The sequence below is a fragment of the Streptomyces nodosus genome, assembly GCF_008704995.1.
GTDB classification, from domain to species: domain Bacteria; phylum Actinomycetota; class Actinomycetes; order Streptomycetales; family Streptomycetaceae; genus Streptomyces; species Streptomyces nodosus.
Genome location: NZ_CP023747.1, coordinates 4,617,974 through 4,642,469 on the forward strand (window position 1 = coordinate 4,617,974; position 24,496 = coordinate 4,642,469).

At 70.9% G+C, this 24,496-nt stretch carries 18 protein-coding genes; all 18 read left to right on the forward strand.

The genetic code is table 11. From position 1 onward, the window contains the following. Window positions 1-31: 31 nt before the first annotated feature. The gene (locus CP978_RS20910; protein WP_043443266.1) at window positions 32-1,282 is read left to right on the forward strand and encodes an N-acylneuraminate cytidylyltransferase; all 1,251 of its coding nucleotides are present in this window, start codon (window positions 32-34) and stop codon (window positions 1,280-1,282) included. 14 nt (window positions 1,283-1,296) lie between these two features. Then, a complete protein-coding gene (locus tag CP978_RS20915) occupies window positions 1,297-2,238 on the forward strand; it encodes an N-acetylneuraminate synthase family protein (protein WP_043443268.1) in 942 nt (313 codons plus the stop codon). 26 nt (window positions 2,239-2,264) lie between these two features. Then, window positions 2,265-3,452 (forward strand): hypothetical protein, encoded by a 1,188-nt coding sequence (locus CP978_RS20920; RefSeq protein WP_043443270.1) that lies wholly within the window; start codon window positions 2,265-2,267, stop codon window positions 3,450-3,452. Window positions 3,453-4,022: 570 nt separating this feature from the next. Continuing rightward, the gene (pstC, locus tag CP978_RS20925; protein ID WP_043443272.1) at window positions 4,023-5,012 is read left to right on the forward strand and encodes a phosphate ABC transporter permease subunit PstC; all 990 of its coding nucleotides are present in this window, start codon (window positions 4,023-4,025) and stop codon (window positions 5,010-5,012) included. 1 nt (window position 5,013) lies between these two features. Next, a complete protein-coding gene (pstA, locus tag CP978_RS20930; protein WP_063839068.1) occupies window positions 5,014-6,312 on the forward strand; it encodes a phosphate ABC transporter permease PstA in 1,299 nt (432 codons plus the stop codon). Beyond that, on the forward strand, window positions 6,312-8,138 hold the full coding sequence (pstS, locus tag CP978_RS20935) for a phosphate ABC transporter substrate-binding protein PstS (protein ID WP_150478269.1): 1,827 nt from the start codon (window positions 6,312-6,314) through the stop codon (window positions 8,136-8,138). Before pstA ends, pstS begins: the two co-directional genes overlap by 1 nt. Next, complete coding sequence (locus CP978_RS34950; RefSeq protein WP_170307430.1) at window positions 8,135-10,849, forward strand: hypothetical protein; 2,715 nt, start codon at window positions 8,135-8,137, stop codon at window positions 10,847-10,849. Before pstS ends, CP978_RS34950 begins: the two co-directional genes overlap by 4 nt. Window positions 10,850-11,040: 191 nt before the next feature. Continuing rightward, complete coding sequence (locus CP978_RS20945) at window positions 11,041-13,032, forward strand: Ig-like domain repeat protein (RefSeq protein WP_052454217.1); 1,992 nt, start codon at window positions 11,041-11,043, stop codon at window positions 13,030-13,032. 84 nt (window positions 13,033-13,116) lie between these two features. Then, window positions 13,117-14,025, forward strand: coding sequence for a sortase (locus CP978_RS20950; protein WP_043443274.1), 909 nt, complete (start codon window positions 13,117-13,119; stop codon window positions 14,023-14,025). Between the two features lie 161 nt (window positions 14,026-14,186). Next, window positions 14,187-14,936, forward strand: a complete 750-nt coding sequence (pstB, locus tag CP978_RS20955) for a phosphate ABC transporter ATP-binding protein PstB (RefSeq protein ID WP_207312947.1) — start codon at window positions 14,187-14,189, stop codon at window positions 14,934-14,936. A gap of 258 nt (window positions 14,937-15,194) precedes the next feature. Further along, window positions 15,195-16,415: an amidohydrolase gene (locus tag CP978_RS20960; RefSeq protein WP_043443276.1), complete on the forward strand. Its 1,221-nt coding sequence runs from the start codon at window positions 15,195-15,197 to the stop codon at window positions 16,413-16,415. A 206-nt stretch (window positions 16,416-16,621) separates the two neighbouring features. Continuing rightward, a complete protein-coding gene (locus CP978_RS20965) occupies window positions 16,622-17,653 on the forward strand; it encodes a BMP family lipoprotein (RefSeq protein ID WP_043443278.1) in 1,032 nt (343 codons plus the stop codon). 127 nt (window positions 17,654-17,780) lie between these two features. Next, the gene (locus CP978_RS34955; RefSeq protein WP_052454218.1) at window positions 17,781-18,389 is read left to right on the forward strand and encodes a hypothetical protein; all 609 of its coding nucleotides are present in this window, start codon (window positions 17,781-17,783) and stop codon (window positions 18,387-18,389) included. A gap of 332 nt (window positions 18,390-18,721) precedes the next feature. Next, window positions 18,722-19,771: a BMP family lipoprotein gene (locus tag CP978_RS20975; RefSeq protein WP_043443280.1), complete on the forward strand. Its 1,050-nt coding sequence runs from the start codon at window positions 18,722-18,724 to the stop codon at window positions 19,769-19,771. Between the two features lie 265 nt (window positions 19,772-20,036). Continuing rightward, entirely contained in the window at window positions 20,037-21,695 is a 1,659-nt protein-coding gene (locus CP978_RS20980) for an ABC transporter ATP-binding protein (protein ID WP_079162237.1), read from the forward strand. Beyond that, window positions 21,692-22,822, forward strand: coding sequence for an ABC transporter permease (locus CP978_RS20985; protein WP_043443282.1), 1,131 nt, complete (start codon window positions 21,692-21,694; stop codon window positions 22,820-22,822). The genes CP978_RS20980 and CP978_RS20985 overlap by 4 nt, the downstream gene beginning before the upstream one ends. Then, a complete protein-coding gene (locus CP978_RS20990) occupies window positions 22,822-24,084 on the forward strand; it encodes an ABC transporter permease (protein ID WP_043443284.1) in 1,263 nt (420 codons plus the stop codon). Before CP978_RS20985 ends, CP978_RS20990 begins: the two co-directional genes overlap by 1 nt. Further along, complete coding sequence (locus CP978_RS20995) at window positions 24,081-24,482, forward strand: cytidine deaminase (protein WP_043443286.1); 402 nt, start codon at window positions 24,081-24,083, stop codon at window positions 24,480-24,482. The genes CP978_RS20990 and CP978_RS20995 overlap by 4 nt, the downstream gene beginning before the upstream one ends. Window positions 24,483-24,496 lie beyond the last annotated feature (14 nt).

Genomic DNA, 24,496 nt, shown 5'->3' on the forward strand with positions numbered 1-24,496 from the left:
ATCCCGCCCAGGACCCCAAGGAGTGCAGCCCATGTCCAACCCGGAAGCGGGACGGCCGACGCCGGTGCGCCGCGTGCTCGCGGTGATCCCCGCGCGCGGCGGCTCCAAGGGCGTGCCCGCCAAGAACCTCGCCCCGGTCGGCGGAGTGCCGCTGGTGGCCCGCGCGGTGCGTGCCTGCCGGGCCGCCCGCCTGGTCACCGATGTGGTGGTCTCCACCGACGACCAGGCGATCGCCGTCGCCGCCCGCGCGGCCGGCGCCGAGGTCGTCCCGCGGCCCGCCGCCATCGCCGGTGACACCGCCACCTCCGAGGACGCGGTCCTGCACGCCCTGGACGCCCATGAGGCGCTGCACGGCGCGCCGGTCGACGTGGTGCTGCTGGTCCAGTGCACCAGCCCCTTCCTCACCGGTGAGGACGTCGACGGGGTGGCCGGCGCGGTCGTCGAGGACGGCGCGGACAGCGCGCTGACCGTGGCCCCCTTCCACGGCTTCGTCTGGCGCGACGGGGCCGACGAGACCGACGAGAACGCCGCCGCCGCGGACGGCGGGCACGGCGTCAACCACGACAAGGCGTTCCGCCCGCGCCGCCAGGACCGCCCCCAGGACCTGCTGGAGACCGGCGCCGCCTACGCCATGGACGTGGCCGGCCTGCGCACCCACCGGCACCGCTTCTTCGGCCGCACCCAGCTGGTGCGCACCGACCCGGCCCGGGTGCTGGAGATCGACGACCCGCACGACCTGGCCCGCGCCCGGGCGCTGGCGCCCCTCCTGGACGCGCCGGGGCAGGGCGCCCTTCCGACCCGCGCCGACATCGACGCGGTCGTACTCGACTTCGACGGCACCCAGACCGACGACAGGGTGCTGATCGACTCCGACGGACGTGAGTTCGTCTCCGTGCACCGCGGGGACGGCCTCGGCATCGCCGCGCTGCGCAGAAGCGGCCTGTCGATGCTCATCCTGTCCACGGAGCAGAACCCGGTCGTCGCCGCCAGAGCCCGGAAGCTGCAGATTCCGGTGCTGCACGGCATCGACCGGAAGGACCTCGCACTCAAGCAGTGGTGCGAGGAGCAGGGCATCGCGCCGGAGCGCGTGCTCTACGTCGGCAACGACGTCAACGACCTCCCGTGCTTCGGCCTCGTCGGCTGGCCCGTGGCGGTCGCGAGCGCCCATGACGTCGTGCGCGGCGCCGCACGCGCGGTCACCACCGTTCCCGGCGGCGACGGCGCGATCCGAGAGATCGCCAGCTGGATCCTCGGCCCCTCTCTCGACTCCCTCGACAAGTAAGGAACCTCCCTGCCATGAGCAGCAGCACCTCCCGTCTCCGCAAGTTCGGCTCGCGCACCGCAGGTCCGGGCCACCCGGTCTATGTCTGCGGCGAGATCGGCATCAACCACAACGGCGATCTGGAGAACGCCTTCAAGCTGATCGACGTGGCGGCCGAGGCCGGCTGCGACGCCGTCAAGTTCCAGAAGCGCACCCCCGAGATCTGCACCCCCCGCGACCAGTGGGACATCGAGCGCGACACCCCCTGGGGCCGGATGACCTACATCGACTACCGCCACCGCGTGGAGTTCGGTGAGGACGAGTACCGTCAGATCGACGAGTACTGCAAGGAGAAGGGGATCGACTGGTTCGCGTCCCCGTGGGACACCGAGGCCGTCGCCTTCCTGGAGAAGTTCGACCTCCCGGCGCACAAGGTGGCGTCCGCCTCCCTGACCGACGACGAACTGCTGCGCGCCCTGCGCGCCACCGGCCGGACGGTCATCCTGTCCACCGGTATGTCGACCCCGAAGCAGATCCGCCACGCGGTCGAGGTCCTGGGCTCGGACAACATCCTGCTGTGCCACGCCACGTCGACCTACCCGGCCAAGGCCGAGGAGCTCAACCTGCGCGTGATCAACACCCTGCAGCAGGAGTACCCGAACGTCCCGATCGGCTACTCCGGCCACGAGACGGGCCTGCAGACCACGCTCGCCGCGGTCGCGCTCGGCGCCACCTTCGTGGAGCGCCACATCACCCTGGACCGCGCCATGTGGGGCTCCGACCAGGCCGCCTCGGTGGAGCCGCAGGGCCTGCAGCGCCTGGTCCGCGACATCCGCACCATCGAGGCGTCGCTGGGCGACGGTGTCAAGAAGGTCTACGACTCCGAGCTCGGCCCGATGAAGAAGCTCCGCCGGGTCTCCGGTGTGGTCGCCGAGGCGGAGATCGCCGCGGCCGCCGGTGAGCCGGTGTCGGTCTGAGTGCCTTACGGGACGGTCGTACGCCGATGAACCCCCGCGCCGGAACCGCCGGCCACACCACGCTCGCCTTCGTCGAGAGCCCCGTACAGCTCCTGAACGTCCTGGAGTGGGCGCACGCCCATGCGCACGCCCTGCGCACAAAGGGCGACGGCGCGCCCGGACATGCGGTGGCGATCCCCGCACAAGGGGGACGGCGGTCCGGGGCGGGGCGTACGACGGCGGACGGCGCGGGGGCGACGGGGCTGCCCGAGGGCGAGGGACTCACCCTGGTGGTGCTGTCCCCGACCGACCCCATGACCCGGGGCCAGCTGCGCCGCATGGCGCAGCTGGCCCGGGACGAGGGCCACGAGGTCCGCTGGGAGGAGGCGCGGGGCGGCGCGACGGCCCCGTTGAAGACGGTCCGCGGCCTCGCCCCGCTGCTGCGCGGGGCGTACCGGGTGGTGATGGGCGACCCCTTCTCCCGCTATGTCCAGCTGCTGTTGACCATCACCCGGGCCCGTGAGCTGGTGGTGGTGGACGACGGCACGGCGACGATGGAGTTCGTCGCCCAGCTCGCCCGTGGCGAGCGCCTGGTGCGCTGGCACCGCAAGGGCGGCCGGCCGGCCGCCCGCGATCTGCTCTTCACGCCGGTGTCGGCGTCGGCGCGGCGCCGGCTGAGGCCGGGCCCGCGCCGCACGGTGAACGTCTTCTCCTCGATGCCCATCGAGGAGACTCCGCCCGGGGTCACGGTCACGGCCAACGACTTCGCCTGGACCCGCTCCCGGTTCGGGCCCCCGCTCCTGACCAAGGGCGCGGATCTGGTGGGCACCTCCCTCGTGGAGACGGGTGTGGTGGACGGCCGGCACTATCTGGAGGCGGTCCGGGCCCTGGCCGAGGCGCACGGCGCCCGCCGCTACTTCGCCCACCGCCGGGAGAGCCCGGAGAAACTGCACGCGCTGGCGGTCGAGACGGGCCTGGAGGTGGTCCGCCCCGAGCTTCCCCTGGAGCTGATCGCCCGCCGAGGGCCCACCGGCCGTACGATCCTGAGCTTTCCGTCCACCGTCGTCCACACCCTGCCGCTGGCGCTGGCCGGTACCGAGGTGCGGGTGGCGGTGTGCGACATCGACCCCGCATGGCTGACGGAGAACGCCTCACCGCGGGCCCAGGGCTTTCTGTCCGGAGTGACGGGAACGGCCCGGGACGTGGACAGGCTGTCACCGGTGGCGCCGCGCTAGGCCTTCCTTCGCATCTCCAGGAGACCCCCACATCTCCCGCACCGAACGGACGTGTTCGCTTCACGAGTTGTCCATATCGCGCGGGTGGGCCCGCCATGATCCGGCCATTGAATCTCCCCGCGTGGAACCGACCGGTTCCACGCGGGGAGATTCGTTTCCGCAGTGGGGGGACCACATATGGCGGCCACGCATCAGGGGTCCGGCAGCAACCGAGCTGCGGACGGAGCGGGCTGGGACGTGCCGGATTCCGGAAGATCAGATTCCGAACGATCGGACATGAGCAGACCGGACGCGGACAGACCGGGTTCCGGTGAATCGGATTCGGACAGACCGGGTTCCGGCGAACCGGACGCGGAGAGACCGGATCCGGCCAGATCAGGTTCCGGTGGATCGGGTTTCGGTGAACCGGACGCCGAGAGACCGGGTTCGGCCAATCCGGGTTCGGCCAGACCGGGTTCGGGCGGACCGGATGCCGAGAGACCGGATGCGGCCAGATCGGATGCCGGTGGATCGGGTTCGGGCGGACCGGGTGTCGGCGGATCGGATGCCGGTGCAACGGATGCCGACGCAATGGCGTTCGGGGTGCAGACGCCCCGGCGGCCCCGTTCCGCGCGGGGGATCGGGGACCGGCTCTTCCGTCTCCAGCTGACCGCCACCGGTGTCGTCGTCCTGGCCGTCATGGCGGCGGTCGGCCTGTTCCTGCTGCTGAAGGCCGGGCAGGCGCTGCGCGTCGCCAAGTTCTCGTTCTTCACCACGGCCGAGTGGCAGCCGGACGTCCATCACTTCGGCATTGCGGCCGTGCTCACCGGAACCCTGCTGATCGCCGCCGTCGCGGTGACCCTCTCCGTGCCCCTGGCCATCGCGACGGCCCTGTTCATCTCGGATGTGGCGCCGCGGAAGCTGCGCCGCACCCTGGTCACCATGGTCGACCTGATGGCGGCCGTGCCGTCGGTGGTGTACGGCCTGTGGGGGCTGTTCCTCCTCCAGCAGAACGTCATCGGGCTGTCGCGCTGGCTGTCCGACTGGTTCGGCTGGATCCCCCTGTTCACGGTGGACGGCACCCAGCCGGGCGACCCGCTCGCCTCCGCCAGCGTCTACACCGCGTCCACCTTCGTCGCCGGCATCGTCGTCGCCCTGATGGTCACGCCGATCCAGTGCTCGGTGATGCGTGAGGTGTTCGCCCAGGCACCGGCCGGCGAACGCGAGGGCGCCTATGCGCTCGGCGCCACCCGCTGGGGGATGATCCGCGCGGTCGTGCTGCCCTACGGCAAGGGCGGCATCATCGGCGGGACCATGCTCGGCCTGGGCAGGGCGCTCGGCGAGACGATCGCGATCTACATGATCATCTCCCCGGTCTTCGTCATCCAGCCGCACATCCTGCAGACCGGCTCGAACTCGGTCTCCGCGCTGATCGCGCTGCATTACGGCGACGCCTCCCCGTTCGGCATGTCGGCGCTGATGGCGGCGGGCCTGGCGCTGTTCGTGCTCACCCTGGCGGTCAACTTCACCGCCTCCACCATCGCGGCCCGCTCCCGTTCCGGCGCCCAGAGCGAGGCATGAGATGACCGTCGTCCAGGACACCGCCCAGCACATCGCCGGAGGCCCGGCACCCGTCGGCCCTCCCGCGCCCGACCGACTCCCCGACCGGCCCCGCCGGATCGGCGGCCCGACCCGCTCGGGCGTACTGGCCCTGTGCGGAGCCGCCCTCTCGGGGTTCTGCGCCGCCGTGCTGCTGTTCGGGCAACTCGCCCCGTTCTCCGGCCTGCTGGGGTTCGTGGTCACCGCCTACCTCGCCTTCCTCGGCTGCTACGCGGTGCTGACCGGACTGGAGGAGGACCGGCAGGCCGTACGCGACCGGGTGATGACCGTGGTGCTGTGGACAGCCGCCACCCTGCTGTTCTTCGCGCTCGCCCTCGTCGTCGGCTTCACCGCCTGGCGCGGGCACGAGGCGCTGGGACACCTCAACTTCCTCACCGAGGACATGCAGTCCACCGGCCCGCTCGACCCGCTCACCCGCGGCGGCATCGCCCACGCGATGCTCGGCACTCTCATCATGATGGCCATCGCCCTGGCGATCACCGTGCCGCTGGGCCTGGCCTGCGCGGTCTATCTCAACCAGATCCCGGGCCGCTTCTCCCGGTTCGTGCGGACCATCGTGGAGGCGATGACGGCGCTGCCGTCGATCGTGGCCGGCCTGATGGTGTACGCCACCTGGATCCTCGGGCTCGGCATGCAGAAGTCCGGTCTCGCGGCGGGCTTCGCCATCAGCGTGATGATGCTGCCGATCGTGATCCGCGCGGCGGACGTCGTGCTGCGGCTGGTGCCCGGCACGCTGACCGAGGCGGCCGAGGCGCTGGGTGCTCCGCGCTGGCGCACCGTGTGGCACGTGGTCCTGCCGACCTCGCGCACCGGGCTCGCCACCGCGGTGATCCTCGGCACGGCCCGCGGTGTCGGTGAGACCTCGCCCGTACTGCTCACCGCCGGTTACATCACGGCGTTCAACGCCGACCCGACGAACGGCCCGATGATCTCGCTGCCGCTCGCCGTCTTCACCCTGGTCAAGTCGCCCGAGCCCGCGTACATCGCCCGCGGCTTCGGCGCGGCGGCGGTCCTGATGGCCCTGGTCCTCGTGCTCTTCGCGGTCGCCCGGGTGATCGGCGGACGCGGACCCGGCCATCTCAGCCGCCGTCAGGCCCGCCGTGCGGCCCGCGCCTCACGCCGTGACACCGCCCGCTTCGCCGAGCTGCACGCTCCGGGGCTCTCGCTGTTCGACAGCGTCCCGGGGACCACCGACCCGTCCGCCACACCTTCCAGGCCCCTCACCGAGGGCCCGGCACACAAGCCCGGAGAGACCGACTGATGCGCAGTCACCTGCCCCTTCGTCCGCGCCGCCTGCGCGCGCCGGCGGTCCTAGGCGCGCTGCTCGCCATGATCGCCGGACTGCTGGCCGGCCCGCTGGCGACGACCGCCGCCGCCGAGAGCTACACCCCGATCGCCGGAGCCGGCTCCACCTGGGCCGAGAACGCCGTCGACGAGTGGCGCCGTGCCGTCAACCAGTACGGCATGCGGATCAGCTACGCCGGCACCGGCTCCTCCGACGGCCGCCGTCAGTTCCTCAGCGGCACGGTGGACTTCGCGGTCTCCGACATCCCCTTCCAGACCAACCCGACCGACGGCTCCGCCGCCGAACGGCCGGCCGGCGGGTCGTACGCCTATATGCCGATCGTGGCCGGTGGCACCGTCTTCATGTACCACCTGACGGTCAACGGCCAGCGGGTCACCAACCTCCGGCTCTCCGGTGACGTGGTCACCAAGATCTTCACCGGCGCGATCAAGACCTGGGACGACCCGGTGATCAAGGCCGACAACCCCGGTCTGCAGCTGCCGCACCGCACCATCGTCCCGGTGGTCCGCTCGGACGGTTCCGGTTCGACGGCCCAGTTCACGCTGTGGATGGCCAACCAGCACAAGGGCCTGTGGCAGGACTACTGCCGCAAGGTCGGACGCTCCGGCGCCTGCGGGCAGACCTCCTACTTCCCGACCGTCCCCGGCATGATCGCCCAGTCCGGCGACCTCGGTGTCGCGGGGTACGTGGCCCAGAGCTACGGCGAGGGCGCGATCGGCTATGTCAACTACTCCTACGCGCTCAACGCGCACTACCCGGTCGCCAAGGTCCTCAACCGCGCCGGCTACTACACCGAGCCGACCCCGCAGAACGTCGCGGTCTCGCTGCTCAAGGCGAAGATCAACACGAACAAGAACTCGCCGGACTACCTCACCCAGCAGCTCGACGGCGTCTACAACGACAGCGACCGGCGCAACTACCCGCTCTCCAGCTACTCGTACATGATCCTGCCGCTGAAGGTGCAGGGCACCTTCACCAAGGAGAAGGGCAAGACGCTCGGCGCCTTCTCCTACTACTTCATGTGCCAGGGCCAGCAGCAGGCGCCGCAGCTCGGCTACTCGCCGCTGCCGATCAACCTCGTCGAGGCGGGCTTCGACCAGATCCGCCGGATCCCCGGTGTGCAGGCCCAGAACATCAACATCAAGGGCTGCAACAACCCGACCTTCACCGCCGACGGCCGCAACAAGCTCGCCGAGACAGCGCCCTACCCGGCGGAGTGCGACAAGAAGGGCGCCGCGGCCTGCACCACGGGCAGCGGCGGCGCCAAGTCCGGCGGCTCCGGAACGTCCGGCGGTGCCTCCGGCGGCTCCACCGGCGGGGGTACGACCGGCGGTACGAACGGCGGCGCGACCGGCGGTACGACCGGCGGTTCGGCGACCGGCGGCTCCACCGGGGGCGCGGCGACCGGCGGTTCGGCGTCCGGGGGCGCCTCCGGCGGTGGCTCGGGCGACACGGGCGGCGCGGGTGGCGCGGGTGCCTCGGGCGGCACCGGCGCGGACGGCGGCGGACAGCCGGCCGTCGACCCCGACACCGGGCAGACCCTCGCACCGAACGGCACCTCCGGCGGCGGTGCCACCGTCGCCGACGGCACCATCGCCCTGGCCCAGCCGGTCGCGGTGGCCGGGCGCCACGGCTGGACCGGCGCCCAGACGCTGATGCTGATCAGCGCCCTGCTGCTGCTCGGGCTCGTCCTGCTGCCCTCCGTCGTCTCCCGGGCGATCACCGCCCGCACCGGCGACCGCGGCGGCCACGGCCGCTTCACGGACGGGGGTTCGCGATGAGCCGGTACACCACGGCCGGAACGGCGCGCCTGCGCCGGCTGCTGCTGCGCCTGGTGGCCGGGGCCGCCGCCGGGGCCCTCGCGGGCCTCGGCGTGGCCCAGGCCGCCCAGCCCGCCACCGCCGCGAGCGGTGCCGCCGGCTCCGGCTCCGCCGTCACGGTCTCCGGGCGCGGCGAGTTCAAGGGCATGAAGTTCACCGTCGACCAGACCACCCGTCTGACCAGCCAGGCGATCACCGTCTCCTGGACCGGCGGCACCCCGACCACCTTCGCGGGCACCCGGTTCAACACCGACTTCGTGCAGATCATGCAGTGCTGGGGCGACGACGACGGCACGGTTCCGGGCAACCCCGGCCCGCCGCGCACCCAGTGCCAGTACGGCGCCTCCCCGACCACCGACCGCGGCAACTGGCCGGGCAACGACACCGACGACACCCGCAACGTCACCTACAGCGCCGCCCCCACGAGCTACGGCGAGGACGACCGGTACGGCGCGGGCGCCCCGTACGGCCAGGGCGAGGTGCCCTTCAAGTCGGTCGACGGCACCGTGGTCACCACCCACACCCAGAACAACCCGTTCTACAACCGCAACACCACCAACGAGATCGACTTCGCCCGCACCGGCGCCGACGGCACCGGACGCGAGTACTTCGAGGTGCAGACCGCCAACGAGGCCCCGCACCTGGGCTGCGGTGTCCAGGTCGCCAAGAAGGGCACCGCCCAGCCGCGCTCCTGCTGGCTGGTGATCGTCCCGCAGGGCCACCTCGACCTCGACGGCGAGCCGTACGCCGACAAGAGCATCGTCAACGCGGGCTCGCCCGTCTCCTCCACCAACTGGAAGAACCGCATCGCCGTCCCCCTCCGCTTCAACCCGGTCGGCAGCGGCTGCGCCCTCGGCGCCGACGAGCGGCCCACCCTGGGCAGCGAACTCGTCGCCGACGCCATGACCAGCTGGCAGACCGCCCTCTGCCCGACCGGCACGGTCTACGGCTACACCAAACTCGGGGAGCCCGACGCCCGCGCCCGGCTCGCCGACACCGGCTCCGCAGGACTCGCCTTCACCACCCGGGCCCTGGGCGCCGACGAGGGCAGCACCGCGCCGTCCGGCACCACGACCTACGCGCCCGTCGCGCTCTCCGGAGCGGTGATCGGTTTCACCATCGAACGCAGGCCCAAGTCGGGCGCCCCGGACGACATCCGCAGTCTCGCCGGGACGAAGGTCGAGTCCATCGACCTCACCCCCCGCCTGGTCGCCAAGCTGCTCACCGAGTCGTACCGCAACTCCCCCTGGGGAGCGGTGCTCGGCGACCAGATCGCCAAGGGCTACGACTGGGCGGGGAACAACCCGGCGGGCCTGGCGAGCGACCCCGAGTTCATCGCCCTCAACCCGGAGTTCGAGCATCTGTCGGTCTCCGAGACCCCGGCCACCGACACCGATCTGATCGCCTCGCTCGGCCACTCGGACACGGCCCGCGCGCTGTGGCAGTGGATCCTGTCCGACCAGGACGCCCGCGGCTTCCTCGCCGGAACCGCCGACCACTGGGGCATGCGCGTCAACCCGTACTACAGCACCGACGCGCAGCTGAACCCGACGGGCATGGCCTTCGACCCGGCCCGTACCGACGACTACCCCAAGAGCGACCCCTGGTGCACGATCCCGCCGGGCACCGACGCCACCGACAAGCAGTGCATGACCGACTTCCATCCCTATGTGCCCGACATGCACGCCGGCGCCCTGCACACCCGGCGCGCGGACACGCTGTGGAAGGCGACCTGGGACGCGCTGGCCAACCCGCCCGCGTACAAGAGCACCGGCCCGCAGACCGTCGGATCGCGGTTCGTGATGACGGTCACCGACGCGGCCTCCGCCGAGCGCTACGGGCTGCAGACCGCCCGGCTGCGCAACGCCGCCGGCCGCTTCACCGCGCCCACCACGGCCTCCCTGACCGCCGCCGCCAAGAGCGCCGCCGGCAAGGGGGCGCCGGAGATCAGCCCGGTGAAGGCCACCGCCCAGGGCGCCTACCCGCTCGCCCAGCTGATCTACGCGGCCGCACGGCCGGGCGAGCTGGACGCCGCCGCCCGCAAGGACTACGCGGCCCTGCTGCGGTACGCGGTGGGCGAGGGGCAGATCAGCGGCGCCGACCCGGGCCGTCTTCCGGCCGGATACGCCCCGCTGCCCGGGGATCTGCGCACCCGCGCGGTGCATGCCGCCGACGCGCTCGAGCACTACACCGGGCCCCCGTCCCAGGACGGCGGCGCGGGAGGCGGCTCGACCGCGGGAAGCGGGGGCTCCGGCTCCGGCGGCACGGGCGGCTTCGGTTCCGGCGGCTCCGGGGCGGGGGGCTCCTCGGGCACCGGGGACCTGTCGGCCGGCGGTGCGGCCGGGGGCGACACGGCTTCCGGCGGGCCTGCCCCGGACGGCGGGGACGCAAGCCCCACGCCCGGCGCCGCGCCCTCCTACGACGGCGGCAAGGCCGTGCAGACCACGGCCCTCGGCACCACGCCGGCCGACCCCGGGAACGCGCTGCGCTACGCCGTCCCGATGGGGGCCGCGCTCGGCGCCGCCGCCGCGGTGGGGGCGCCCTTCGCGGGCGGCAGCCGACTGCGTCTCCCGCTGCGGGTGCCGCTTCCCGGCGGACGCACGGTGGTCCTCGTACCGGCGTTCACCCTGCCCGAACGGCTGCGGCGGCTGCTGCCACCGGGCCGGGGCTGACCCCCGACCGACCGGGGTCCGGCCTTTCGGGCCGGACTCCCCACAGACGGCCGCCCGCCCCGAAAGGCAGTCGGGGCGGACGGTCTGCACCACCCTGCCAGATTCCCGGCGTGCTCTCGGCCGGCTCGACGCAGGGGACTTCTCACACACCCACGCACAGCACCTCCACGCATACCGTCAGGAGACTCTCGATGCGTAGAACGCGCTCTACGGCCGCGCTCGTCGCCGCCGCCGTGGTGGCCGGTGGCCTCGCTCTGGCGAGCCCGGCGTCCGCCGACCCCACCCCCGCCGGAACGTTCCGTCAGCTTGTCGGCGTGGGCTCCGACACCACCCAGGACGTGCTCAACGCCCTCGCCGGTGACGCCCCCGGTTACGCCGGCTCCGCCGTCAAGTCGGCGAGCGGCGCGGGCATCGCCTCGTACGACGCGGTCGAGCCCGGCACCGGCTCCACCACCTCCAAGATCAAGACCCGCACGGACGGCCCGTCCTTCCTGCGCCCCAACGGCTCCGGCAAGGGCCGTCTCGCGCTGAGCATGTCGCTGACCGGCGACAAGTTCCCCGACGGCACCGGTGTCGCCGTCAAGGACCAGGTCGACTTCGCCCGCTCCTCCGGCGGCCCGAGCACCTCCGGCAACGCGCTCACCTACATCCCCTTCGCCCGGGACGCGGTCGGCGTCGCGGTGCGCGGCTCGGCCCTGGACACCCTGACGGTCGACCAGCTGCACGACATCTACGCGGGCAACCTCAAGCAGGTGAACGGCCAGGACGTCCACCCGTACATCCCGCAGAACGGCTCCGGCACCCGCTCCTTCTTCCTCGGGACGCTCGGTCTCAACGACTCGACGATCGACCCCAAGATCCCGACCGTCCAGGAGAACCAGGCCAACGACGCCGTCACCGTCGACGGCGCGCTGGTCCCCTTCTCCGTGGGCAGCTGGATCGCCCAGATCAACGGGGTCGCCCCGGACCACAGCAAGACCGCCGCCAACGGCGGCGCCCACCTCGCCTCGGTGCAGCTGCCCGGCGGCAAGGGCGCCACCGACCCGGTGACGACCGTCGACGGCCGGCTCGAGCCGGTCCGCGGCTACTACGAGAACGCCACCTTCGGCCGGGACGTCTACAACGTCGTGCCCAGCCGGGCGATCGACCCCACCAGCATCTTCTTCGACAAGGACCTCTACGACGTCTTTGTCACCGACGGCGGCCACACCGCCAAAATCGCCACCGACGAGGCCCAGTCGGTCATCGCCGACTTCGGCTTCATGAACGAGTCGTACAACGGCTCGGTCAACCCGGCCAAGCACGCCAAGCTCGGTGGTCTGGAGCAGTCGGGCATCGACAGCAAGGCGCCCGCCGCGCCGGCCCTCAAGGCCACGCCCGGCACCGGGAAGCTCGCGCTGACCTGGACCGCCCCGGCCGCCCCCGCCCTGCCGGTCACCGACTACCGGGTCACGCTGACCCGTGCGGACGGCACCGTCGTGGCGGCCAAGGACGTGCCGGTCGCGACCACGTCGTACACCTTCAGCGGTCTGGCCGACGGCAAGTACACCGCCACGGTCGCCGCCGCCAACCTCAACGGCACCGGTGCCCCCGCCACCTGGACCGGTACCGTCAACGTCAAGTCCGCGAGCACCACGAAGGCGACCGCCGCGGCGACCGCGTACGGCAAGACGCCGAAGGTCGCGGTCACCGTCACCGGCCCGAAGGGCGTCGTCCCCGGCGGCAAGGTGACGGTGAAGGAGGGCTCCACCACCCTCGGCACCGGCACCCTCAACTCCTCCGGCAAGGTCAGCGTCGGCCTGTCCAACCACCTCAAGGTCGCCACCCACAAGCTGACCGTCTCCTACGCCGGCGACAGCAAGCTCAACACGTCCTCGGCGACGGTCTCGCTCAAGATCACCAAGGCGGCGCCGGCGGTCTCCGTCACCCGGCCCGCCTCGGTCAAGCACACCGCCCGCGCCAAGGTCACCGTGAAGGTCACCGCGACCGGCACCACGCCGGCCGGCACCGTGCGCATCTACCAGGGCTCCAAGGTGATCGCCACCGGCACGCTGAAGTCCGGCAAGGTGACCATCACCCTGCCGAAGCTGAGCCGCGGCAAGCACACCCTGCGCGCCACCTACGCGGGTTCCTCGACCGTGAACTCCAAGAGCAGCGCCAACTTCACCATCAAGTCCACCTGACCCGCCCCGCCGGGGAGACCGCCGCGACGGCGGTCTCCCCGGCGGCACCCGACACCCCAAGACCCATGAAGGAGGCGGGCCGCCGTGACGGTCGCCGTACAGACCACGCCCCGACGGGCCCTGCCCGGGACACCCGCCCGGAGCGTCCCGGCCGTCCGCCATCTCGCCCGGGGCGCCCTGCTCAGCCTCGCCGCCCTGCTGCTCGGCATCACCGCCCAGCTGCTGTTCCTCAGCGGCGTCCAGGAACGGGCCGCCCAGCACACGGCGTACGACGAACTGCGCAGCGCACTCGCCCTCGGCACGGCCCCGGTCTCCCAGACCGACCAGCAGGGCAGGCTGCTGGCGCCCGGTTCGCCGGTCGCCCTGATCGACATCCCCTCCCTCCAGGTGCGGCAGGTGGTCCTCGAGGGAACCGACTCCGCCGTCCTGACCGACGGCCCCGGCCACCGCAGGGACACCCCGATGCCCGGGCAGGCCGGCACCAGCGTGCTGATGGGGCGGGCGGCCGCGTACGGCGGTCCCTTCGGGCGGCTGGCCGACCTCGCCGAGGGCGACACCTTCAAGGTGACGACCGGTCAGGGCAAGGCGACGTACCGGGTCATCGGCGTACGACGGGCCGGAGACCCGGCGCCCGCCGCGGTGGCCCCCGGCAAGGGCCGTCTGGTGCTGGTCACGGCCACCGGCCCCCGCTACATGGCGGACGGCGTGCTGCGTGTCGACGCCGAGCTGGTCTCCGAGACCTTCCAGACCCCGGCGGCCGTGATCCGCCCCGGCACGCTGCCGGAGGCCGAGCAGCCGCTGGCCAGCCCCGCCGGGGTGCCGTGGCCGCTGGTGATGTGGCTCCAGGCCCTGCTGGTGGCGTCCGTCGCCGCGGTATGGACCTGGCACCGCTGGGGCCGCCACCAGACATGGATCGTCTTCGTGCCGGCCGTCGCCGTGCTGGGCCTCCAGGTCGCCACCCGGACCACCGAACTGCTGCCCAACCTGACCTGACCGCTTCCCCAGCCCAGCCGCGAACCGAGGTACCCGCCGTGACCGACACCATCGACTCCCTGACCGACACGGTCGTCCTGCCCGCCACCGCCACTGCCACCGCCGTCCCCGCCGCCCCGGACGGATCCCCGGCCGCTCCGGCGACGCTCGAGGCCCGCTCGGTGTCGGCCTGGTTCGGCAGCCACCAGGTGCTGAGCCGGGTGTCGCTGACGATGCCCGCCGGCCAGGTCACCGCCCTGATCGGCCCCTCCGGCTGCGGCAAGTCGACGTTCCTGCGCACCCTCAACCGCATGCACGAGCTGATCCCGGCGGCGGCCCTCGCGGGCGAGGTGCTCTTCGAGGGCGAGGACATCTACGCCCCCGAGCGGCGCCTGACCGAGGCCCGGCGACGCATCGGGATGGTCTTCCAGAAGCCCAACCCGTTCCCCGCCATGTCGATCTACGACAACGTGGTGGCGGGTCTGCGCCTGACGGGCACGCGCGCGAGTCGCCGGACGAAGGACGAACTGGTCGAGGAGTCCCTCACCCGCGCCGGCCTGTGGAAGGAGGTCAAGGACCGGCTCCGCCAGCCCGGCGGCGCGCTCTCCGGCGGCCAGCAGCAACGTCTGTGCATCGCCCGCGCGCTGGCCGTACGCCCCCGGGTGCTGCTCATGGACGAACCGTGCTCGGCGCTCGACCCCACCTCCACCCGCCGGGTCGAGGAGACGATCCAGGAACTCGCCGGCCAGGTGACGGTCGTGATCGTCACCCACAACATGCAGCAGGCGGCCCGCGTCTCCGACCAGTGCGCCTTCTTCCTCGCCGAGCAGGGGACCCCCGGCGGCATCGTCGAGCACGGCCAGACCGACGACGTCTTCGGCACCCCGAAGGACCCCCGGACGGCGGACTACGTGGCGGGCCGCTTCGGCTGACCCGGCCGCAGACCTCCAGAAGAAGGGATCACCGCAGGGCGCCTTCCGGGGCGCCGGGTGCGGGCCCCGAGGTCACTCCGTCGGCCCCCCTCACCACCCATACGGCCCCTTCGCCCGGAAAGCCGGGCGAGTTTACCCGCCTCGGCCGCCGCTCATGCGGTGCGCGGCCCACTTTCTTCCCCTGACGGGCTGAAAGTTTTGTGATCGAGGGGAGATCGGCCCCTCGATCGCCTTACCCTTCAAAGGGTGAACCAACTGATGTCCAGAGAGTCCGAGGCCGATCAACCCGGGGACGCCGTGCTCCCCGGCGCACTGCCCGAGGCGTTGCGCGCCGAACTCGTCGCCTTCCGCCGCGACCTCCATATGCATCCGGAGCTCGGCAACCAGGAATTCCGTACGACCGCCGCGATCAAGGCCCGGCTGGAGCAGGAGGGGCTCGCCCCGCGCGTGCTCGACACCGGCACCGGCCTCATCTGTGACATCGGCGACCCGGACGGCGCACGCCCCATGCTGGCGCTGCGCGCCGACATCGACGCGCTCCCCATCCCCGACGCCAAGGCCCACTGCGCCTACCGCTCCACCGTGCCCGACCGCGCCCACGCCTGCGGCCACGACGTGCACACCACGGTGGTGCTCGGCGCCGGGCTCGTCCTCGCCGGACTGCACCGTGAGGGCCGGCTGCCGCAGCCGGTGCGGCTGATCTTCCAGCCGGCCGAGGAGATCCTCCCGGGCGGCGCCACCGACGCCATCGAGTCCGGGGCCCTGGAGGGCGTCGGACGGATCATCGGGGTGCACTGCGACCCGAAGGTCGACGCGGGGCGCATCGGGCTGCGGCACGGCCCCATCACCTCCGCCTGCGACCGGCTGGAGGTCGCCCTGGACGGCGCGGGCGGCCACACCGCGCGCCCCCATCTCACCACCGACCTGGTCACGGCCGCCGCGCGCGTCGCCACCGAGGTGCCGTATCTGGTGGGGCGCCGCGTCGACGCCCGCAGCGGGCTCGCGGTCACCTGGGGGCGCATCGAGTCCGGGCACGCCTGCAATGTCATCCCCCAGCACGCCGAACTCTCCGGGACCGTGCGCTGCCTGGACCTCGACGCCTGGCGGCAGGCGCCCGACCTGGTGCATGCGGCGATCGACGAGATCGCGGACCTCTACCGGGCCAAGTCCGAGATCAACTACATCCGGGGCGTTCCGCCGGTCGTCAACGACCTGGTGGTCACCGAACTGCTGCGCGACGCCATGGCCGCCCGCCGCGGAGCCCACTCCGTCGAGGACACCGAACAGAGCCTCGGCGGCGAGGACTTCTCCTGGTACCTGGAGCAGGTGCCCGGCGCCATGGCCCGCCTCGGGGTCCGCCGGCCGGGCGACCGCACCGTGCGCGACCTCCACCAGGGCGACTTCGACGTGGACGAGCACGCCATCACGGTCGGCGTGGAGCTGTTCACGGCGGCGGCTCTGCTGGGCGCGGAGCGGTAGGAGACCAGCTTTTCCGGACGGTCGGCACAAATCGATAACAGCCGTGAGGAACCCCGTTCCCCTCCCCTCTCTACGCGCGTTACTGTGCGCCGGAACTCGCCGCGGTGGCGGCGGGTCGGGGATGCGGTCCGGTGACGGTCCGTGGGGACGAAGGGGTGCTTGCTTTGCGTCTGAACTCTCGGAGGACGAGATTCTCCCAAGCTGCGGTGACCGTCGCGGTCATCGCCCTCGCGGCTGCCGGCTGCGGCAAGTCCAGCACGGAGTCGGGCGGGGGCTCGGACAAGAGCTCCTCCGGCTACTCGGGCAAGGGCATCGGCCTGGCGTACGACATCGGCGGCAAGGGAGATCAGTCCTTCAACGACGCCGCGTACTCCGGTTTCGAGAAGGCCGACAAGGAATTCAAGATCGGCGGCCGGGACGTCGAGCCGCAGGACGGCGAGTCCGACGCGGACAAGGTGCAGCGTCTGGACCAGCTGGCGAAGTCGGGTTACAACCCGATCATCGGTGTCGGTTTCGTGTACGCGCCCGCCGTGAAGCAGGTGGCGGCCAAGTACCCCAAGGTCACCTTCGGCATCATCGACGACGAAACGGTCCAGGCGAAGAACGTCGCCGACCTGGTGTTCCATGAGGAGCAGGCGTCCTATCTGGCCGGTGTCGCGGCGGCCAAGGCCACCAAGAAGAACCACATCGGGTTCATCGGCGGTGTGGACATCCCGCTCATCCACAAGTTCGAGGCGGGCTTCGTCCAGGGTGCCAAGTCGGTCGACCCGAAGATCAAGATCGAGTCGCAGTATCTGACCCAGACGCCTCAGGAGGGCGGTTTCTCCAGCCCCGACAAGGGTGAGAACGCCGCGAACGGTCAGATCGACACGGGCGCCGATGTGATCTACCAGGCCGCCGGTCTGTCCGGTCAGGGCGTCATCAAGGCCGCCGCCGAGCACAAGGTGTGGGCCATCGGCGTCGACTCCGACCAGTACGAGCAGAGCGCGCTGGCCAAGTACAAGGACTACATCCTCGGTTCGGCCCTGAAGAACGTCGGCGGGGCCGTCTACGAACTGACCAAGTCGGTGGTGGAGGGCAAGCCGCTGTCCGGTGAGGTGCGCGGCGACCTCGCCTCGGGCGGTGTGGGCTTCGCGGACTCCAACCCGAAGTACCGGGCCATGAAGGACGTCGTCGCGGCGGTCGACAAGGCCAAGCAGGACATCATCGACGGCAAGGTCACCGTCGCCACCAAGTGAACCGGCGCCCGGTGAGCCGTGCCCACGGCCACCGGGAGACCATCGAGGGGGAGCCCCCGGCCCGATGCGGGCCCGGGGGCTTTCTCATCCGCTCCTCACCCACCGGCTCTCGCGAGGTCGTCCCCGTATGCGCACGCTGCCCCTTGTGTCGTTAACCGTCGTCTCGGCTGCCGCCGTGGGAATCGGCGGTCCCCTCCTCGATGCATCCGCCGGCCCATGGGCAAGGGCGCTCGGGGCGGCCCTGGTCGCCGGCTGGTGTTACGCGGCCATCCCCTTTTGCCTCGGCATGGCCGGCACATCCAAAGTGAAGGCCGCCGTCGTCGGCACGACCGCCTTGCTCATCACGGTGGTCCTCTACTACTCGACCAAGGCCGCGCAGGGCGATTTCAGGACGGTCGATCTCTCGGAGACCAGTGGCAGAGAGTTCTTCTCATGGGGCCAATTCGCCGGTATGACGCTGTATTGGTGCCTCGCGGGCCTGATCCTGGGACCGCCTCTCGGCCTGGCGGGCCGGATGGCGCGCCAAGGCGCGATTCGCCTCCCGTTTCAACTCCTCGTCCCCGTCATCACACTTGCCGAGACGATGATGCGGTTGCAGGTCGAAGCGTCCATGGCCTCATCTCCGGTGGTGTGGGCCTGGGAGTCCGTTCGTGCGACATCGATTGCACTGATCGTGCTTCTCATCGGCGTGGCGGCATGGAAAAAAGCACAATCGTCATTTCCCCGCGCAACGTGACGGCTGAGTGACCCCACGTATGAAGGGGCCGCCTGCTCGGTCGCTCGGTCGCCTTCTCGGCGGCGGCAGCCAGGTGGCGGCGGGCGGTGGCGGCCACGGGGTGGACGGCGTCCGGGCCGCCCCGGCCTCGGGCTATGGTGCCGCGCAGGTGCCCCGGTCAGGGGCCCCTCGGGCCCGCCGCAGGGGGAGTCGCCCGTACCAAGGGCCCACCAAGGGTTCAAAACGGTCGCATAACACTCTGGCAAGGTGGGGTTCTCTGGTATGTCTACGCGCGTTACGCTGCGGCGGAACCAGCGCCTGGTTGAGGCGCTTGCACAAAGGAGTCACGTTCCATGCGCCGGGTGTCCCGTATCGCGGTCGCGAGTGTCGCGACCGCAGCTCTCGCTGTCACCGTATCCGCTTGTGGCGGTAGCTCGTCCAGTTCTTCCGCCGGGGACGGCAAGAGCAAGGGCATAGGCCTTGCCTACGACGTCGGCGGCAAGGGCGACCAGTCCTTCAACGACGCCGCGTTCTCGGGCCTGCAGAAGGCCGAGAAGGATCTCGGCGTGAGCGGCCGGGACATCGAGCCGCAGGACGGCGAGTCCACCGCGGACAAGGTGCAGCGCCTGGAGCAGCTGGCGAAGTCGGGTTACAACCCGATCATCGGTGTCGGTTTTGTGTACGCGCCTGCCGTCAAGCAGGTCGCGGCCAAGTACCCGAAGGTCACCTTCGGCATCATCGACGACGACACGGTCCAGGCCAAGAACGTCGCCGACCTGGTCTTCCACGAGGAGCAGGCGTCCTATCTGGCCGGTGTCGCGGCGGCCAAGGCCACCAAGAAGAACCACATCGGGTTCATCGGTGGCGTGGACATCCCGCTCATCCACAAGTTCGAGGCCGGCTACATCCAGGGCGCCAAGTCGGTCAACCCGAAGATCAAGATCGAGTCGCAGTATCTGACCCAGACCGCCGAGGAGGGCGGCTTCTCCAGCCCCGACAAGGGCGAGAACGCCACCAACGGTCAGATCGACGCGGGCGCCGATGTGATCTACCACGCGGCCGGTCTGTCCGGTCAGGGTGTCATCAAGGCCGCCGCCGAGCACAAGGTGTGGGCCATCGGCGTCGACTCCGACCAGTACGAGCAGAGCGCGCTGGCGAAGTACAAGGACTCCATCCTGACCTCGGCGCTCAAGAACGTCCAGGGCGCGGTGTACGACCTGGCCAAGTCCGTCATCAAGGACGGCAAGCCGCAGACCGGTGTGATCCGCGGCTCCCTGGACAACGGCGGCGTCAGCCTGGCGGACTCCAACCCGGCCTTCAAGGACAACGCCGACCTCCAGGCCGCGCTGAAGAAGGCCGAGCAGGGCATCAAGGACGGCAGCATCAAGGTCAACGCCTCCTGACGTCCGCGGCGGTCGTTCCGGGGCCCGGGGCTCCGGGTGTCCCGGCTCCGGTATCACGATGCCGGGACACCCAGGACAAAAGGCCATAACGGTCCATGGCCAAGACGTCGCCGCGATGGCAGCGTGTACGGCTACGCCATGGGGGTGTGGGGAGGGCCGCCCACCCACACCCCTTCGCGCGGCACAATGCTCGGCAATTGATCGGAACCGATCAGGTCCGAGCACTATTTGAGGCAGGGGCGCTACGCGCGTAGATCGGCCCCTTTTGCAAGGAGAGTGCGCCATCGACGCGTCCAGCAGCCCTCCGCTCACCGCACAGTCGACGACCGCGGTCGAGCTGACGGGGATCACCAAACGATTCCCCGGTGTCGTCGCCAACCACGACATCCACCTCACCGTCCGCAGAGGCACCGTGCACGCCCTCGTCGGCGAGAACGGCGCCGGCAAGTCGACGCTGATGAAGATCCTCTACGGCATGCAGAAGCCGGACGAGGGCACCATCGTCGTCGACGGCGAGCAGGTGACCTTCAACAGCCCCGCCGACGCCATCGTGCGCGGCATCGGCATGGTCCACCAGCACTTCATGCTCGCCGACAACCTCACGGTCCTGGAGAACGTGGTCCTCGGCAGCGAGAAGCTGTACGGCATCGGCGGCGGTGCCCGTAAGAAGATCAAGGAGATCTCCGACCGCTACGGGCTGGGCGTGCGCCCCGACGTCCTGGTCGAGGACCTCGGTGTCGCCCACCGCCAGCGCGTGGAGATCCTCAAGGTCCTCTACCGCGGCGCCAGGACCCTGATCCTGGACGAGCCGACCGCGGTCCTGGTCCCGCAGGAGGTCGACGCGCTCTTCGACAACCTGCGCGAGCTGAAGTCCGAGGGCCTGTCCGTCATCTTCATCTCCCACAAGCTGGGCGAGGTGCTGTCCGTCGCCGACGACATCACCGTCATACGACGCGGCACCACCGTCGGCACCGCGATACCCTCCGAGACCACCCCGCGCCAGCTCGCCGAGCTGATGGTCGGCAGCGAGCTGCCCACCCCGGAGACCGCCGAGTCCACCGTCACGGACAAGCCGGTCCTCGAGGTCGAGGGCCTCACCGTCTACGCCGGCGGCGCCCCCGCCGGGCCCGTGGGGAACGCGGCCGACGCGGTGCGGCGCATCCTCGACGACGTCACCTTCACCATCCACGCCGGTGAGGTCCTCGGTATCGCCGGTGTCGAGGGCAACGGCCAGACCGAGCTGATCGAGACGCTGATCGGCCTCAAGAAGGCCGACTCCGGCGCCATCGCCTTCCTCGGCGAGGACATCACCCCCTGGCCCACCCGCAGGCGCCGCGAGTCCGGCATCGCCTACATCCCCGAGGACCGGCACCGCCACGGTCTGCTCCTCGAGGCCCCGCTGTGGGAGAACCGCATCCTCGGCCATGTCACCGAGAGCCCCAACGCCAAAGGCTTCTGGCTCGACCCCAAGGGCGCCCAGGAGGACACCCGGCGGATCGTCGAGGAGTACGACGTCCGCACCCCCGGCATCGACGTCACCGCGGCCTCCCTCTCCGGCGGCAACCAGCAGAAGCTGATCGTCGGCCGGGAGATGAGCCACGCTCCCAAGTTCCTGATCGCCGCCCATCCCACCCGCGGTGTGGACGTCGGCGCGCAGGCCGCCATCTGGGACCACATCCGGGACGCCCGCCGCGAGGGCCTCGCGGTGCTGCTGATCTCCGCCGACCTGGACGAGCTGATCGGCCTGTCCGACACCCTGCGGGTGATCTACAACGGACGGCTGGTCGCGGACGCCGACCCGGCCACCATCACCCCGGAGCAACTGGGCTCGGCCATGACCGGTGCCGCGTCCGGCCACCTGGAAGACGTGGAGGAATCCACCGAGGACGAGGCGGACGCCGCCGCGAAGGGCGAGAACCGATGAAGAAGTTCGACAAGGAGCGGGCGCTCCTCGCGGTGGCCGGACCGGTCATCGCGCTGGTCGCGGCGATCCTGCTGACCTCGATCGTGCTGGTCGCCTCCGGCAAGAACCCGTTCGAGCCGTACCGGCTGATGATCGAGCAGGCGACGTTCTCCGACGTCCAGGTGCTGATCGTCAACCAGGCGTCGATGTACTACCTCGCGGCGCTCGCGGTGGCCGTCGGCTTCCGGATGAACCTGTTCAACATCGGTGTCGACGGCCAGTACCGGCTCGCCGCCATGGTGACCGCCGTCGTCGGCGCGCACCTCGCCCTGCCGTCGTTCCTCCAGGTCCCGCTGCTGCTGCTGGTCGCCGTCCTGACCGGCGCCTTCTGGGCCGGCATCGCGGGCATCCTGAAGACCACCCGGGGCGTGAGCGAGGTCGTCGCGACGATCATGCTCAACTCCATCGCCACCAGCCTCATCGGCTACCTCACCCTCTCCGACGTCTGGGGCGTGCAGGTCGGCAACAACATGACGACCGGCGAGATGAAGGAGTCCGGCTGGGTCCCGGGCATCGGCATGGGCTCCGACGCCGGTGAGATCTACGGCCTGGTCTTCCTCGCCGTCATCGCGGGCGTCCTGTACTGGCTGGTCCTCAACCGCACCCGCTTCGGCTTCGACCTGCGCGCCACCGGCGCCTCCGAGACCGCCGCCGCGGCCTCCGGCGTCGACGCCAAGAAGATGGTCCTCACGGCGATGCTGATCTCCGGCGGTGTCGCGGGTCTGTCCGGGCTGCCGCTGCTGCTCGGTGACGCCCACACCTACAGCCTGAGCTTCCCCACGGGTCTCGGCTTCACCGGTATCACCATCGCGCTGCTCGGCCGCAACAACCCGGTCGGCATCGCCTTCGCCGCGCTCCTGGTCGCCTTCCTCGACAAGGCGTCCCCCGCCCTCGACTACGCGGTCCCGGTGGCGTACGAGAAGGAGATCGCCACCATCATGCAGGGCCTGATCGTCTTCGCGGTCGTCATCTCCTACGAGGCCGTACGCCAGTGGGGTCTGCGCCGCCAGCAGAAGCGGGTCGGCGCGGAACTTGCCGCGGAGGCCGCCCGCACCAACAACTCGATCAAGAAGGAGGTGGCTGTCTGATGACCACCGCGACCATCGCGAAGCCGAAGGCGCAGCAACCCGTCAAGGGCAGCCGCCGCGTCTCGCTCCCCGTACTCCTGCTGATCATCGCGGGGGTCCTCGTCCTCACCTCGGTGGTCCGCCTGATCACCGGTGCCCACGGCATCACCTCGACCGGACAGATGTCCACGGCGCTGCGCCTGGCCGTCCCGATCGGCCTCGCGGGCCTCGGCGGCCTGTGGGCCGAGCGCTCCGGCGTGGTCAACATCGGTCTCGAGGGCATGATGATCCTCGGCACCTGGTTCGGTGCCTGGGCCGGCTACCAGTGGGGCCCGTGGGCCGGTGTGGCCTTCGGCATCATCGGCGGTGCGCTCGGCGCCGTGCTGCACGCCATCGCCACCGTCACCTTCAATGTGAACCACATCGTCTCCGGTGTGGCGATCAACATCCTGGCCCTGGGCACCACCCGCTATCTGTCGAAGTTCACCTTCGAGAACGCCCCGCAGGGCTCCTCCAAGCAGTCCCCGCCGATCGACTCGCTGGGCACCTTCGACATCCCGGGCCTGTCCTCCTGGCTGGACACCCTCAACCAGAAGCACTGGTTCCTGGTCTCGGACGTCGCGGGCCTGATCGGCGGTCTGGTCACCGATCTGTCGCCGCTGACCGTCATCGCGGTGGCCCTGATCCCGGTCACCTGGTGGGTGCTGTGGCGCACCTCCTTCGGCCTGCGCCTGCGCTCCTGCGGCGAGAACCCGGTGGCGGCCGAATCGCTGGGCGTCAACGTCTACAAGTACAAGTACCTCGCCGTGATCATCTCCGGTGGCTTCGCCGGACTGGGTGGGGCGTTCCTGTCGATCGTGGCGTCCAATGTGTATCTGGACGGCCAGACGGCCGGCCGCGGTTACATCGGTCTCGCCGCGATGATCTTCGGTAACTGGATGCCGGGCGGCCTCGCCCTCGGTGCGGGCCTGTTCGGCTACACCGACAGCCTCAACCTGCGCGGCGGCACCACCAACGTCCACGCGCTGATCCTGCTGCTGGCGATCCTGCTGGTGTTCGGCGCCGCCTACCTGGTGTGGAAGAAGAAGTACGTGCCCGCGATCGTCACGGCCGTGATCTCGGCCCTGATGTTCGTCTGGTACCTCGACACCCACGAGGTTCCCAAGCAGCTGGTGACGGCGACGCCGTACATTGTGACTCTGCTGGTGCTCTCGCTGTCCGCACAGCGTCTGCGGATGCCCAAGGCGGACGGTATGCCGTACCGGAAGGGACAGGGCAAGTGACCGCGCCCACCACGGTGGACTGGGCGGCGCTCCGTCAGGAGGCGCGCGCGGCGATGGCCCGTGCCTACGCCCCCTACTCGGGGTACCCGGTCGGCGTCGCGGCCCTGGTCGACGACGGGCGCACCGTGACCGGCTGCAACGTCGAGAACGCCTCCTACGGCATCGGCCTGTGCGCCGAGTGCGGGCTGGTCTCCCAGCTGCAGAACACCGGGGGCGGCCGGCTGACCCACTTCACCTGTGTGGACGGCCGGGGCGAGGTCCTCGTCCCGTGCGGCCGCTGCCGCCAGCTGCTCTACGAGTTCGGCGGCCCCGGACTGCTGCTGGAGACGCCGGCGGGGATCCTGCCGCTGTCGGAGATGCTTCCCCAGGCCTTCGGTCCTGACCATCTCACCAAGTGATTCCCGTGCGGCCC